The 13,698-nt window shown below is 62.4% G+C and carries 10 protein-coding genes; 9 read left to right on the forward strand and 1 reads right to left on the reverse strand.

Annotation, left to right across the window (positions count from 1 at the left end):
• The first annotated feature begins 78 nt into the window (after positions 1-78).
• The 5 genes from CXQ82_RS01850 (at position 79) to CXQ82_RS01870 (ending at position 7,094) form a co-directional block, all read left to right on the forward strand.
• Complete coding sequence (locus tag CXQ82_RS01850; RefSeq protein WP_101265614.1) at positions 79-3,591, forward strand: DUF2339 domain-containing protein; 3,513 nt, start codon at positions 79-81, stop codon at positions 3,589-3,591.
• Entirely contained in the window at positions 3,591-4,943 is a 1,353-nt protein-coding gene (locus CXQ82_RS01855; protein ID WP_371917345.1) for a DUF3999 domain-containing protein, read from the forward strand. Before CXQ82_RS01850 ends, CXQ82_RS01855 begins: the two co-directional genes overlap by 1 nt.
• 109 nt (positions 4,944-5,052) lie before the next feature.
• On the forward strand, positions 5,053-6,063 hold the full coding sequence (locus CXQ82_RS01860; RefSeq protein ID WP_003237460.1) for a class 1 fructose-bisphosphatase: 1,011 nt from the start codon (positions 5,053-5,055) through the stop codon (positions 6,061-6,063).
• A 176-nt stretch (positions 6,064-6,239) separates the two neighbouring features.
• Complete coding sequence (locus CXQ82_RS01865) at positions 6,240-6,494, forward strand: hypothetical protein (RefSeq protein ID WP_017849914.1); 255 nt, start codon at positions 6,240-6,242, stop codon at positions 6,492-6,494.
• 30 nt (positions 6,495-6,524) lie between these two features.
• A complete protein-coding gene (locus CXQ82_RS01870; RefSeq protein ID WP_101265616.1) occupies positions 6,525-7,094 on the forward strand; it encodes a lipocalin family protein in 570 nt (189 codons plus the stop codon).
• A 131-nt stretch (positions 7,095-7,225) separates the two neighbouring features.
• Here CXQ82_RS01870 and CXQ82_RS01875 read toward each other — a convergent pair whose 3' ends face one another.
• On the reverse strand, positions 7,226-8,590 hold the full coding sequence (locus tag CXQ82_RS01875; RefSeq protein ID WP_101265618.1) for a formimidoylglutamate deiminase: 1,365 nt from the start codon (positions 8,588-8,590) through the stop codon (positions 7,226-7,228).
• 147 nt (positions 8,591-8,737) lie between these two features.
• Here CXQ82_RS01875 and hutC point away from each other — a divergent pair, with 147 nt between their 5' ends.
• From hutC to CXQ82_RS01895, 4 genes are all read left to right on the forward strand, one after another.
• Positions 8,738-9,448 (forward strand): histidine utilization repressor, encoded by a 711-nt coding sequence (gene hutC / locus CXQ82_RS01880; RefSeq protein WP_017738808.1) that lies wholly within the window; start codon positions 8,738-8,740, stop codon positions 9,446-9,448.
• A complete protein-coding gene (locus CXQ82_RS01885) occupies positions 9,445-10,005 on the forward strand; it encodes a HutD family protein (RefSeq protein ID WP_101265621.1) in 561 nt (186 codons plus the stop codon). Before hutC ends, CXQ82_RS01885 begins: the two co-directional genes overlap by 4 nt.
• A 404-nt stretch (positions 10,006-10,409) precedes the next feature.
• On the forward strand, positions 10,410-12,080 hold the full coding sequence (hutU, locus tag CXQ82_RS01890) for a urocanate hydratase (RefSeq protein WP_101265623.1): 1,671 nt from the start codon (positions 10,410-10,412) through the stop codon (positions 12,078-12,080).
• A gap of 131 nt (positions 12,081-12,211) precedes the next feature.
• Positions 12,212-13,660, forward strand: coding sequence for a cytosine permease (locus tag CXQ82_RS01895; protein WP_101265625.1), 1,449 nt, complete (start codon positions 12,212-12,214; stop codon positions 13,658-13,660).
• The last annotated feature ends 38 nt before the right edge of the window (positions 13,661-13,698 follow it).

The following is a 13,698-nucleotide window of genomic DNA, read 5'->3' on the forward strand; positions in this document are numbered from 1 at the left end:
GCATTCGCGAGCAAGCCCGCTCCCACATTGATTGCGCGTCGATATACTAGGCCTCGGTTCGTCTAGGGAATATCGACCATGCAATGGATTTTCATGCTGATTGGCCTGGTGCTCGGCTGGACGCTCGATGAGTCGTTCAGTGACGCGGGTATCGGTGCGCTGTTGGGCTTGGGCATTGGCCAGGCGATTCGCCTGTCAAAGCTGGCGACTCAGGCGGACCAACAGGCGCGTCAGTTGGAAACCACGCAGAAGGCGTTGATTGCGCTGGGTGATCGTCTGCGGCAGCTGGAAGTGCCCACGCCGCCGAGCACTACTGTCGTTGAAGCCCCAATCCCTGAACCCACACCTGTTGCCAAGGCGCCCGAGCTGGTTTGGGAGCTGCCTGCCGAATTAACGCCGGTTGCCATCGTTGCCGAACCAAGCCAGCCGCTGCCGGCTGATGTATGGGCGCCCGCCCCGATACCAGAACCCAAAGAACCTGCGATCCCCCGTGGCCCCAACTTGATCGAGCGCGCCATCAGTGGCGCGCGCAATTGGTTGTTCGGCGGCAACACCGTGCTGCGTGTCGGCGTGGTGCTGTTGTTCCTCGGCCTGGCGTTCCTGTTGCGTTATGCCACCGAAGGCATGGTGGTGCCAATCGAATTGCGTTACGCCGGGGTGGCCGCTGCCGCATTGGGCCTGCTGGGGTTGGGCTGGTGGCTGCGGCTGCGCAACAGCAACTATGGTCTGATGCTGCAAGGCACCGGGATCGCGGTGTTGTACCTCACGGTGTTTGCTGCGATGCGCCTGCACCCGTTGATCGATCCTGGTGCGGCCCTGGGCTTGCTGGTGGCGGTCACGGTGTTTTCGGCGATCCTGGCGATTACCCAGGATGCGCTCGGGCTGGCCTGTGCAGCGGCGCTCGGCGGTTTTGCGGCGCCGATCCTCACGTCCACCGGCGCCGGCAACCATGTGGCGCTGTTCAGTTACTTTGCCTTGCTTAACGCGGGCATTCTCGCCATCGCCTGGTTCAAGGCCTGGCGCCTGCTCAACCTGATCGGGTTTGTCGGCACCTTTGGGATCGGGTTTGCCTGGGGTATGCGCTCGTATACGCCTGAATTGCTGTGGAGCACCGAGCCGTTCCTGATCGTGTTTTTCCTGATGTACCTGGCCATCGGCCTGTTGTTCGCACGGCGCAAACTGTTGGAGATGGGCGACGCGCCCGCGGGCCGTGAGGCACTGCTGCGATGGTCGGCGGCCAAGGGCGATTACGTCGACGGCAGCATGCTCTTCGGCCCGCCACTGGTGGGCTTTGGCTTGCAGTTCGCACTGGTGCAGCACCTGGAGTTCGCCGCTGCGTTCAGCGCGTTGGGCCTGGGGATTATCTACATGGGCCTGGCCCGCGTGCTCAGTGGCGGGCGCGCTTTGCTGCTGGCAGAAACCTGCCTGGCACTGGGCGTGATTTTTGCCAGCCTGGCGATTCCTTTGGGCCTGGATGCGCGCTGGACCGCTGCCGCGTGGGCGGTAGAGGGCGCGGGCATCTTCTGGCTCGGCCTGCGCCAGCAGCGCCCATTGGCGCGCGCGTTTGGCCTGTTATTGCAGCTAGGTTCGGCGTTGGCGTTCCTCAGTGAATTGCGTGTCGGCGAACTCAGCTTGCTCGATGGCGCGCCGTTGGGCGCTTTGTTGCTTGGTGCGGCGTTGCTGTTCAGCTTCGACCAGTTGCGCAAGGCCCCCGCCGAGCAGGCGTCGAGTTGGGAGCGCAAAGGCCTGCCGGTGCTGGCGAGCCTGGGACTGAGCTGTGTGTACCTGCTGGCGCCGCTGTTGCTGCTGACCCAAGGCACGGCCATCAGTTGGGCTATCGCCGGCCTGGTGACGCTGTTTGTCGGCTTGCGCATTGGCTCGCGCACCTTCCTGTTCAGCGCTTTCGCCGTGCAGCTGTTGGGCGGCGCGTTGTTCCTGCTGCGCTTACAGGGCGGTGACGGTGCGGCGGTGTTCAATGCTGGCTGGAGCGGGTTGCTGACCGCCTCGTTGATCGGCCTGGCCCTGGTCGGCGGCATGCTGCTGGCGGCACGCGACGATATGGTGCGCGGCGACGTGCGCCTGCTGCGTGGGCTGTCGGTGGTACTGCTGGCCGGGCTGATGCTGATCAACCTCGCGGTGCTGTTCGTGCTGCCGTGGGAAAGCGCCAGCGGCGTGTGGGCGGCCAGTGGTCTGTTGATCATCTGGTTGAGCCTGTACCTGCAGCAGCGCGTCAGTTTTGTGTTCGGGTTGCTGCTGCAAGTGGTCGGCGGCGCCTCGTTCCTGCTGGCGGTGCCGCAGCTGCTGGGGCCGCTGACCGGCGAGGGCTTGCGCCCACTGGCCCACAGCGGGTTCTGGACGCCGATGGTGTTGGGCCTGGCCGCCCTGGTCGGCGCCTGGCGCTTGCAGCGTGAACCGCAGGCGCCGGTGTTTACCGTGTTGAAACTGCAGCGCCTGTCCGATGTGCTGTTGGTGTGGGGCGCAGGCTGGTGGACGTTGGCCCTGGCGGGTGAAGTGTTGCGCTTTATCCCGAAAGAGCTGCTGGGCGCGTGCCTGCTGGGGCTTGCGGCGGTGAGCGTCGCGATCTGGGCGCTGCTCGCGGTGCGGCTGCGCTGGGCCTCGCTGGGTGTGCTGTGCACCTTGTTGATGCCGGCGGCGGGCGTGGGGTTGCTGGTGTCTGCCAGCGACTATTACCACCCGGCGGCGAACTACGGCTGGCTGGCCTGGCTGGCGGTGTTTGTGGTGCATTTCATCTCGCTGCGGCGCTTGGCGAGCGTGGTTCCGCGCACGGCGCTGAGCATCGCCCACGTGCTCGGCTGCTGGATGTTGATCGGCATGCTGGCGCTGGAGTTGCGCTACGGCCTGCTGCGCTTGTCAGCCGAATACAACGCCTGGCGCTGGCTGGGTTGGGCGATTCTGCCGAGCCTGTACCTGGTGCTGGCCGCTGCGCCGCGCAACTGGCCGTGGCCGCTGTCGACGTATGCAAGGGAATATCGCGTATTGGCGGCACTGCCCCTGGCGGTGCTGATGCTCGGCTGGTTCTGGCTGGCGAATATCTTCAGTGATGGCACGGCCAAGCCGCTGCCCTATGTGCCGCTGCTTAACCCGCTGGACCTGGGCCTGTTGTTTGCGTTGCTGGGCGTGTACCTGTTGTCGCGCAGCGTGGCACCGCAACGTGGGCCGCGTGCCGAATTGCTCGCCCAGGGTGTCGCGGGTGTTTCGCTGTTCGCGTTCTTTACCGCGCTGGTCATGCGCACCGCTCACCATTGGGGCGGCGTGCCGTTTCATCTGGACGCATTGCTGGCATCGATGCTGGTGCAGGCCGGCCTGTCGATTGTCTGGACCCTGATCGCCCTCGGCCTGATGATCGGCGGCCACCTGCGCCATCGTCGCGAGGTGTGGCTGATCGGTGCGGCGTTGATTGCGGTGGTGGTCGCCAAGCTGTTCTTTGTCGAGTTGAGCAACCGTGGCGGTCTGGCGCGGATCGTCTCGTTTATCGGCGTGGGCGGCCTCTTGCTGGTGGTGGGTTACTTTGCCCCGCTGCCGCCCAAGCGCGCCGAACCTGTGGTGGAAACTGAAGGAGCATCCTCTTGATCGGTAAGTTGAGCATGGTTGTGCTGGGCGTGTGTACGACGTGGTCGGTGTGGGCCCAAGAAGCGCCCGGCGACTTCACCACCCAAGTGCCGCTGGCGGTGAGTGGCAGCGGCCCGTGGTATCGCCTTGAGTTGCCCTTGGCCGTGCAGTTGAGCGCGCGCCAGGCTGACCTCAGCGATGTGCGTGTATTCAACGCGGCCGGCGAGCCACAGGCCTACGCGCTGTCGCGACAGACCGCTGCGCGTACCGAAAGCCGCAACGTCACCGAGGTGAAGTGGTTCCCGCTGTACGCCGCCGACACCCAGCAAAGCCTGCCCGGCGTGGTGATGAAAGCCACGACCGAAGGCACCCTGGTGGAAATCAAACCGGCCACCGCGCCCAAGCCCGGCAAGCAGGTGCTGCGTGGCTGGGTACTCGACGCCAGCGCAATCAAGGCGCCGTTGCAGCAATTGAGCCTCGACTGGAGCCACGAGCAGGAGGGCTTCCAGCGTTTCAGCATTGAAGCCAGCGATGACTTGCAGCATTGGCAATCCTGGGGCGATGGGCAAGTGGCGCGGCTGTCGTTTGCCGACGAACGGGTGGAGCAGCATGACGTCAGCCTGCCGGGGCAGTCGGCGCGGTACCTGCGCCTGGTGTGGCAGGGGCAGGCGGCGCCGCTGCTGACCTCGGCCAAATTGGCCAGCGCGTCCAGCAGCAGCCTGCCGATGCCGCTGGTGTGGTCACAGCCCGTCGCCGGCACGCGGCTCAAGGCGGGGGAATACAGCTGGCAGTTGCCTACCGGGCTGAATCTTGAGCGGTTGCGTGTTGAGCTGAAACAGCCCAACACGCTGGCCCCGGTGACGTTATCGGGGCGCCGGGACAGCAAGCAGGCCTGGCAGCCGTTGAGCAATGGTTTGTTGTATCGCCTGACCCAGAATGGCCAGGACGTGGTCCAGGATGAATTGCAGCTGCCAGGCCAGGCCGTCACCGAACTCAAGTTGCAGGTGGACGAGCGAGGTGGCGGCCTAGGCGTTGACGCGCCGGCCCTGCGCTTTGCGGTGCGCGCCACGCAGTTGGTGTTCCTGGCGCGTGGTGAGCCGCCGTTCAGCCTGGCGCTGGGCAACGCCACGGTGAAGGCGGCGAGCCTGCCGCTGTCGACGTTGATTCCCGGCTACAGTGCCGAGCGCCTCAACACGCTGGGACAGGCCAAGGTGGCCGGGGACATCGTGGTCGCGTCGCCGGCGGTCGTAGCCGCTACGGACAGTGGGCCGGGCTGGAAAAAGCTCGGGCTCTGGGCGGTACTGCTGCTTGGCGTGGCGGCACTGGGCGCCATGGCCTACAGTTTGCTGCGCAAGCCGCCGGTGGCACGTTAAATAAAGTCCATGAACTCTATTGGGTTTAAATCCTCTGATAGGAGGAAATACGCCCCGACTCGCGCTAAACTGCGCGGGTTTTTAGCCCCCCCATTCTCCGGAGCCTTCCATGTCCCGCGTTACCTTGAGTCGCTATTTGATTGAGCAGACCCGCAGCAACAACACGCCTGCCGATCTGCGCTTCCTTATCGAAGTGGTGGCGCGTGCCTGCAAGGAAATCAGCCACGCCGTGTCCAAAGGCGCGCTGGGTGGTGTCCTGGGCAGCATGGGCACAGAAAACGTGCAGGGCGAAGTGCAGAAAAAACTCGACGTGATTTCCAACGAAATCCTGCTCGAAGCCAACGAATGGGGCGGCCACCTGGCCGGCATGGCGTCCGAAGAAATGGACAATGCCTACCAGATCCCCGGCAAATACCCGAAAGGCGCCTACCTGCTGGTGTTCGACCCACTGGACGGTTCGTCCAACATCGACATCAATGCACCGGTCGGCACCATCTTCTCGGTACTGCGTTGCCCCAACGAATACCTGAGCCAGAACGAAGCGCTGAATGAAAAGGCCTTCCTGCAGCCAGGCACCGAGCAGGTCGCTGCCGGTTACGCGATCTACGGCCCGCAGACCATGCTGGTACTGACCCTGGGCGATGGCGTCAAAGGCTTCACCCTGGACCGCGAAATGGGCAGCTTCGTACTCACCCACGAAGACATCACCATTCCTGCCTCCACCCAGGAATTTGCGATCAACATGTCCAACCAGCGCCACTGGGAAGAGCCGGTGACCCGCTACGTCGGCGAGTTGATGGCCGGCGAAGAAGGCCCGCTGAAGAAGAACTTCAACATGCGTTGGGTGGCGGCGATGGTGGCTGACGTGCACCGTATCCTGACCCGTGGTGGCTTGTTCATGTACCCGCGCGACAGCCGCGAGCCGTCCAAGCCGGGCAAGCTGCGCCTGATGTACGAAGCCAACCCGATGTCGTTCCTGGTTGAACAGGCAGGCGGCGCGTCCACCGACGGCCACCAGCGCATCCTCGACATTCAACCGGAAGGCCTGCACCAGCGTGTGGCGGTTTTCCTGGGTTCGAAGGAAGAAGTTGAACGCGTAACGGCCTACCACAAGAAGTAACCTGTTGCGATAAGTGAACCGCGTTGTTGTGAGCCGGTTCACCCTTGAAGAAGCCCCGAAACGATTCAGCGTTTTCGGGGCTTTTTTGTTTTCGTTCGTCGGGAACCAGACACCTCTTTTCCCTTCTAAGCTTCTGGCAGATACCAGAGCTGCGTTGTCCCTCCAGGAGTTTTTCCATGTCGTTACGCCGTCTCGCTTTGCTGGCTTTTTGCGTGCTGTTGGCCGCTTGCAGCAAGGTCAACCAAGAAAACTACGCGAAGTTATCGGCTGGCATGGCCAAGGCTGAGGTGGAATCGTTGCTGGGTAAACCGACCGATTGTTCCGGCGCGCTGGGTATGTCCAGCTGCACCTGGGGCGATAAAAACAGCTTTATCAGCGTTCAATATGCCGGTGACAAGGTTCTGATGTTTTCCGGGCAAGGCCTGAAGTAAACCGGGGCGAGAGCCTGCGGGAGAAGAAGAATGATGCGTTTTGTTTTGTTCCTTTGTGCCAGCCTGTTATTGGCGGGCTGTGCCAGCCATTCTGGCGATGATCTGCAACCCAAGACCGCGAGCAACGTCAACCTCAAGCGTTACCAGGGCACCTGGTATGAGTTGGCCCGATTGCCGATGTACTTCCAGCGCAACTGCGCGCAGTCCGAAGCCCGTTACACCTTGCTGCCTGACGGTGACATGTCGGTGTTCAACCGCTGCCTGACCACCGAATGGAAGTGGGAAGAAGCCAAGGGCACGGCTACCCCGCAAGTGCCCGGCAAGACCGACAAGCTCTGGGTCGAATTCAATAACTGGTTTACGGCGCTGCTGCCGGGCGTTGCCAAGGGCGATTACTGGGTGCTGTACGTCAGCGATGACTACAAGACCGCTATCGTCGGCAGCCCGAGCCGGCGCTATATGTGGATTCTGTCGCGCACACCGACGGTGAGCACCGACACCCGCGAAGACCTGCTGAGCAGGGCGCGGCAGCAGGGGTATGACACCACGCGGTTGATCTGGCGTACGTCGGACAAGCAGATGGCGAAGACTTCGCAGTAAATTCGGGTCACCGCCAGTCCAAATGTGGGAGCGGGCTTGCTCGCGAATACGGTGGTTCAGTCACCTGATTTATTGACTGACACTCCGCATTCGCGAGCAAGCCCGCTCCCACATTTGTTGTGTGTTGCCTGTTAGCTCAGCAAATCCCTCAATACTTGTGTGAATGCCCGGCTGCTGTCTTCCTCGCCGGCATGATGCCCATCGCGCACCACCCACTTGCCGTTCACCAGCACATCACGCACTTGCCGATCACCCCCGGCGAACAGCCAGCGGTTGAGAATCCCATCCTCTGTCGCCGTGGCCAGGTACGGATCATTACCGTCCAGCACAATCCAATCCGCACGCTTACCCACTTCCAAGCGACCAATCGGCTGCCCGAGCGCCTGGGCGCCGCCGTCCAATGCCGCATCAAACAACGTACGCCCGACCATCGGCTGATCACTGCGATACAAGCGGTTCCGCCGCTGGTCGCGCAGGCGTTGGCCGTATTCCAGCCAGCGCAGTTCTTCCACCACGCTGAGTGATACATGGCTGTCGGAGCCGATACCCATGCGCCCACCCTGGGCGAGGAAATCCACGGCCGGGAAAATTCCGTCGCCCAGGTTGGCCTCGGTGGTCAGGCACAAACCAGCAATCGCGCGGCTTTTGGCCATGCGTGCCACTTCGTCGGCATCCGCGTGGGTGGCGTGCACCAGGCACCAGCGCTCATCCACGTCAACATTGTCATACAGCCATTGCAGCGGGCGTTTGCCGCTCCAGGCCAGGCAGTCGTCGACCTCCTTTTGCTGCTCGGCGATGTGGATATGCACCGGGCACGCCTTGTCGCTGGCTGCCAGCACTGCGCTGATTTGCTCCGGTGTGACCGCGCGCAGCGAGTGAAAGCACAGGCCCAGCTGCTGCGCCGGTTGCGCCGCGAGGATGGGCTTGAGGCGCGCCTGCAAGTCCAGATAGTTTTCCGTGCTGTTGATAAATCGCCGCTGGCCCGCATTGGGTGCCTGGCCGCCGAACCCGGAGTGCGTGTACAGCACCGGCACCAGTGTCAGGCCAATCCCGCTGCTGGCGGCCGCCTGGCTGATCTGCCGCGACAGCTCCGTACGGTCGGCATACGCTTGGCCGTTGACGTCGTGGTGCACGTAGTGAAATTCGGCCACCGAGGTGTAGCCGGCCTTGAGCATTTCGATATACAGCTGGCGCGCGATGACCTGCAATTGGTCCGGGCTGATCTTGCCGACCATGCGGTACATCAGCTCGCGCCAGGTCCAGAAACTGTCATTCGGGTTGCCGGCCACTTCGGCCAAACCCGCCATGGCGCGCTGGAACGCATGGGAGTGCAGGTTCGGCATCCCCGCCAATACCGGGCCTCTTAGCCGTTCGGCGGCGTCTGCGCTGGCGTTGGCCTCAACGTGGGTCAGCAGGCCATCGGCGCTGACTTCAAAGCGTACATCGTTGGCCCATCCATTAGGCAGCAGTGCGCGTTCGGCAAAGAAAGCGGACATGATCAGAGCACCCCGGTCGTGTGTTTATTTGTATATACATATACAGACGTTTGCCTGCTCGGTAAACTCCGGCAATCTATGCATCTTTTCCCCCTGCAAGGATTCCCTGTGCCGACTCCGCCTGCCAAGTCTTCGCTGGCTGCCCACATGGACGAAAGTCCGGCGCCCTTGTATGCCCGCGTCAAACAGATGATCAGCCAGCAGATCCTCAACGGCAACTGGCCGCCCCACTACCGCGTACCGTCGGAGAGCGAGCTGGTCAGCCAGTTGGGCTTCAGCCGCATGACCATCAACCGCGCCCTGCGCGAGCTGACCGCCGAAGGTTTGCTGGTGCGCATGCAGGGTGTGGGTACTTTCGTCGCCGAGCCCAAAAGCCAGTCTGCGCTGTTTGAAGTGCACAACATTGCCGATGAGATCGCCTCGCGTGGTCATCGGCATACTTGCCAGGTCATCCACCTGGGCGAAGAGGCCGCAGGCTCCGAGCGCGCCGTGGCCCTGGAGATGCGCGAAGGCGGGCGGGTGTTCCACTCGTTGATCGTGCACTTTGAAAACGATATCCCGGTGCAAATCGAAGACCGCTTCGTTAACGCGCTGGTCGCGCCGGAATACCTGCAACAGGATTTCACCCAACAAACCCCCTATGCCTACCTGAACCAGGTCGCGCCGCTGACCGAAGGCGAGCACGTGGTTGAAGCGATCCTCGCCGACGCCGCCGAGTGCAAGCTGTTGCAGATCGAACCCAGCGAGCCGTGCCTGTTGATTCGCCGGCGCACGTGGTCCGGTCGCCAGCCGGTGACCGCCGCGCGGTTGATCCACCCCGGTTCCCGACATAGCCTCGAAGGACGTTTCAGTAAATGACTGCAGTGAAAGTCTGGCGCGCCACCGATTACGTGCGCATGCCGTGGAAAAACGGCGGCGGCAGCACCGAAGAAATCACCCGTGATGCCGGCGCTGGCCTGGATGGCTTCGGCTGGCGCCTGTCGATTGCCGACATCGGTGAGTCGGGCGGGTTTTCCACGTTTGCCGGCTACCAGCGCGTGATCACCGTGATCAAGGGCGCGGGCATGGTGTTGACCGTGGATGGCGAAGAACAGCGCGGCCTGTTACCGCTGCAGCCATTCGCGTTCAAGGGTGACAGCCAGGTGTCGTGCCGCCTGATCACCGGGCCGATCCGCGACTTCAACCTGATCTACTCGCCCCAGCGTTACCACGCGCGCTTGCAATGGGTAGACGGTGAGCAGCGCTTTTTCAGCTCGGCGCAGACCGTGCTGGTGTTCAGCGTGGCGGATGAGGTGAAGGTGCTGGGCGAGAAGCTGGGGCATCATGACTGCCTGCAGGTGGACGGTAACAACGGCCTCTTGGATATCTCTGTAACAGGTCGTTGCTGCCTGATCGAACTGACTCAGCGCGATTAAAAATGTGGGAGGGGGCTTGCCCCCGATGGCGGTGGATCAGTCGGTACATCTATGACTGAAACACTGCTATCGGGGGCAAGCCCCCTCCCACATTTGTTTTCCACTGTTCATAAAATCTGTTTCCAGCCCCCGCACCAAATTGTTACCGAATGCCCCAGCGTGGCGCAAAACCACACTGTCGTGACAAACCGCCCTCGCTGTAAAACCCCCTCCCAAGAAATTTCATCAAGCCTTGAAGCCTTAATTTCCAAGGCCCCCACACGCTTTCTAAAAAAAACCAAAGCCCTCGACGGAAAAGTTGGCCGCTTGATTGCATATGCTTGTACATACAAGTAAAGATGTGTGCGTAAGACTCTCCTTCGCACCATCAATGTTCGCGCATCGATCGCCGAGGAGTCCTAGCAGTGACCAAGCCTACTAAATACCGTGATGTCGAAATCCGTGCTGCCCACGGTAACAAGCTCACCGCCAAAAGCTGGCTGACTGAAGCGCCGCTGCGCATGCTGATGAACAACCTCGACCCGCAAGTGGCCGAGAACCCGAAAGAACTGGTGGTGTATGGCGGTATCGGCCGTGCAGCGCGCAACTGGGAGTGCTACGACCAGATCGTCGAAAGCCTCACCAACCTGAATGACGACGAAACCCTGCTGGTGCAATCCGGCAAGCCGGTTGGCGTATTCAAGACCCACAGCAACGCCCCGCGCGTGCTGATCGCGAACTCCAACCTGGTGCCGCATTGGGCCAGCTGGGAGCACTTCAACGAACTGGACGCCAAGGGCCTGGCCATGTACGGCCAGATGACCGCCGGCAGCTGGATCTACATCGGCAGCCAGGGCATCGTCCAAGGCACCTACGAAACCTTCGTCGAGGCCGGGCGCCAGCATTACAACAGCGACCTCAAAGGCCGCTGGGTCCTCACCGCCGGCCTCGGTGGCATGGGCGGCGCACAGCCACTGGCGGCAACCCTGGCCGGTGCCTGCTCGCTGAACATCGAGTGCCAACAGGTCAGCATCGACTTCCGTCTGAACAGCCGTTACGTCGACGAGCAAGCCACCGACCTCGACGACGCGCTGGCCCGTATCGCCAAATACACCAAGGAAGGCAAGGCCATCTCCATCGCCCTGTTGGGTAACGCGGCCGAGATCCTGCCGGAACTGGTCAAGCGCGGCGTGCGCCCGGACATGGTCACCGACCAGACCAGCGCCCACGACCCACTCAACGGCTACCTGCCCGCCGGCTGGACCTGGGACGAATACCGCGCCCGCGCCAAGACCGAGCCGGCTGCCGTGATCAAGGCTGCCAAGCAGTCGATGGCCGTGCACGTCAAAGCCATGCTGGAATTCCAGAAACAAGGCATTCCGACCTTCGACTACGGCAACAACATCCGCCAGATGGCCCAGGAAGAAGGCGTGGAAAACGCTTTCGATTTCCCAGGCTTCGTACCGGCGTATATCCGCCCGCTGTTCTGCCGTGGCATCGGCCCGTTCCGTTGGGCGGCACTGTCCGGCGACCCGCAAGACATCTACAAGACCGACGCCAAAGTCAAAGAGCTGATCCCCGACGACGCGCACCTGCACAACTGGCTGGACATGGCGCGCGAGCGCATCAGCTTCCAGGGCCTGCCGGCGCGTATCTGCTGGGTTGGCCTGGGCCAGCGCGCCAAGCTCGGCCTGGCGTTCAACGAAATGGTACGCAGTGGCGAGCTGTCGGCGCCGGTCGTGATCGGCCGTGACCACCTCGACTCCGGCTCGGTCGCCAGCCCGAACCGCGAAACCGAAGCCATGCAGGATGGTTCCGACGCCGTATCCGACTGGCCATTGCTCAACGCCCTGCTCAACACCGCGAGCGGCGCGACCTGGGTGTCGCTGCACCACGGCGGCGGCGTGGGCATGGGCTTCTCGCAGCACTCCGGCATGGTCATCGTGTGTGACGGTACCGACGAAGCGGCCGAGCGCATTGCCCGCGTGCTGCACAACGACCCGGCCACCGGGGTGATGCGTCATGCGGACGCCGGTTACCAGATCGCGATCGATTGCGCCAAGGAGCAAGGCCTCAATCTCCCGATGATCAAGTAACCAAGGTGGGAGGGAGCTTGCTCCCGATAGCAGTGGGTCAGTCACTTGATCAATTGGCTGAAGCTCCGCAATCGGGGGCAAGCCCCCTCCCACACTGAACCAGCAAACAATCCATCAGAGGTTGAACACCCATGGCTGCAAATGACACCACCCCGTTGATCGAGAAACGTTCGATCGACTACATCCCGGAAGCGGAACGACATGGTCGTCTATTGAGCCAGTTCACCCTGTGGCTGGGTGCCAACCTGCAGATCACCGCGATTGTCACCGGGGCCCTGGCCGTGGTGCTGGGCGGTGATGTGTTCTGGTCGTTGATCGGTCTGTTGATCGGCCAACTGCTGGGCGGTGGGGTCATGGCGTTGCATGCGGCGCAAGGGCCCAAGCTGGGCCTGCCGCAGATGATCTCCAGCCGCGTGCAATTTGGTGTGTATGGCGCGGCCATCCCGATCGTGCTGGTGTGCTTGATGTACCTGGGTTTCACCGCCACTGGCACGGTGCTGTCCGGCCAGGCGCTGGGCCAGTTGTTTGGGGTCAGCGACAGTGTTGGCATCTTGCTCTTCGCCAGTGTCATCGTGCTGGTCACGGTGCTGGGTTACCGGGTGATCCACTTCATTGGCCGGGTCGCCAGCGTCATTGGCGTGATTGCCTTTGTCTACCTGTTCAGCCGCTTGATGGGCCAGGCCGACGTCGGTGCACTCCTGCAAATCCGCCACTTCAGCTGGAGCAGCTTCCTGCTGGCGGTGTCGCTCGCGGCCTCCTGGCAGATCGCCTTCGGCCCTTACGTGGCGGACTATTCGCGCTACCTGCCGAGCAAGACGTCTTCGGTGAAAACCTTTCTCGCCGCCGGTGCAGGTTCGGTGGTGGGCGCGCAGGTGGCGATGATCCTCGGGGTGTTTGCCGCTGCGATGTCCAACGGGAAATTTGCCGGTCATGAAGTGGCCTACATCGTCGGCCTCGGCGGTACGGGGGCCACGTCGGCGCTGCTGTATTTCAGCATCGCGTTCGGCAAGGTGACTATCTCCACGCTGAACTCCTACGGCAGCTTCATGTGCATCGCGACCATCATCAGCGGCTTTCGTGGCCGCCTGGAGGTCACGCGTTTGCAGCGCCTGCTGTTCGTACTGGCCATCGTCGGTACGGCAACCCTGATCGCGTTGCTCGGCCAGCACTCGTTCCTGGGGGCGTTCAAGTCGTTCATCTTGTTCCTGCTGGCGTTCTTCACGCCTTGGAGCGCGATCAACCTGGTGGACTACTACTGCATCACCCGCGACCGCTATGACGTGCCGGCGCTGGCCAACCCCAATGGCCGCTACGGCCGCTGGAACCCGATTGGTATCAGCGTGTATGTGTTCGGCGTGCTGGTGCAATTGCCGTTCATCTCCACCAAGTTCTACACCGGCCCGCTGGTGGCGGCCCTGGGGGATGTGGACATTTCCTGGATCATCGGCCTGGTGCTGCCCGCTGCGCTGTACTACTGGGCAGCGAAAAAATGGCCGCATACACACCCTGAACACCTGATCCTGCCGACAGAGCAGGGCGCTGCACCGACGACGACAAACGGGCTGGTATCACAGGCCTGATGGGACGTGGACAGGGCAGGATGCCTACTGACTGCCGT

The organism is Pseudomonas sp. S09G 359, assembly GCF_002843605.1.
GTDB lineage: Bacteria > Pseudomonadota > Gammaproteobacteria > Pseudomonadales > Pseudomonadaceae > Aquipseudomonas.

Bases quoted from the DNA above. Each gene is read 5' to 3' on its own strand.
- CXQ82_RS01865 (WP_017849914.1), top strand. From the start codon at position 6,240: ATGTCGTTACGCCGTCTCGCTTTGCTGGCTTTTTGCGTGCTGTTGGCC.
- CXQ82_RS01860 (WP_003237460.1), top strand. From the start codon at position 5,053: ATGTCCCGCGTTACCTTGAGTCGCTATTTGATTGAGCAGACCCGCAGC.
- CXQ82_RS01850 (WP_101265614.1), top strand. From the start codon at position 79: ATGCAATGGATTTTCATGCTGATTGGCCTGGTGCTCGGCTGGACGCTC.
- CXQ82_RS01885 (WP_101265621.1), top strand. From the start codon at position 9,445: ATGACTGCAGTGAAAGTCTGGCGCGCCACCGATTACGTGCGCATGCCG.
- CXQ82_RS01875 (WP_101265618.1), bottom strand. From the start codon at position 8,590: ATGTCCGCTTTCTTTGCCGAACGCGCACTGCTGCCTAATGGATGGGCC.
- CXQ82_RS01895 (WP_101265625.1), top strand. From the start codon at position 12,212: ATGGCTGCAAATGACACCACCCCGTTGATCGAGAAACGTTCGATCGAC.
- CXQ82_RS01870 (WP_101265616.1), top strand. From the start codon at position 6,525: ATGATGCGTTTTGTTTTGTTCCTTTGTGCCAGCCTGTTATTGGCGGGC.
- hutC (WP_017738808.1), top strand. From the start codon at position 8,738: ATGGACGAAAGTCCGGCGCCCTTGTATGCCCGCGTCAAACAGATGATC.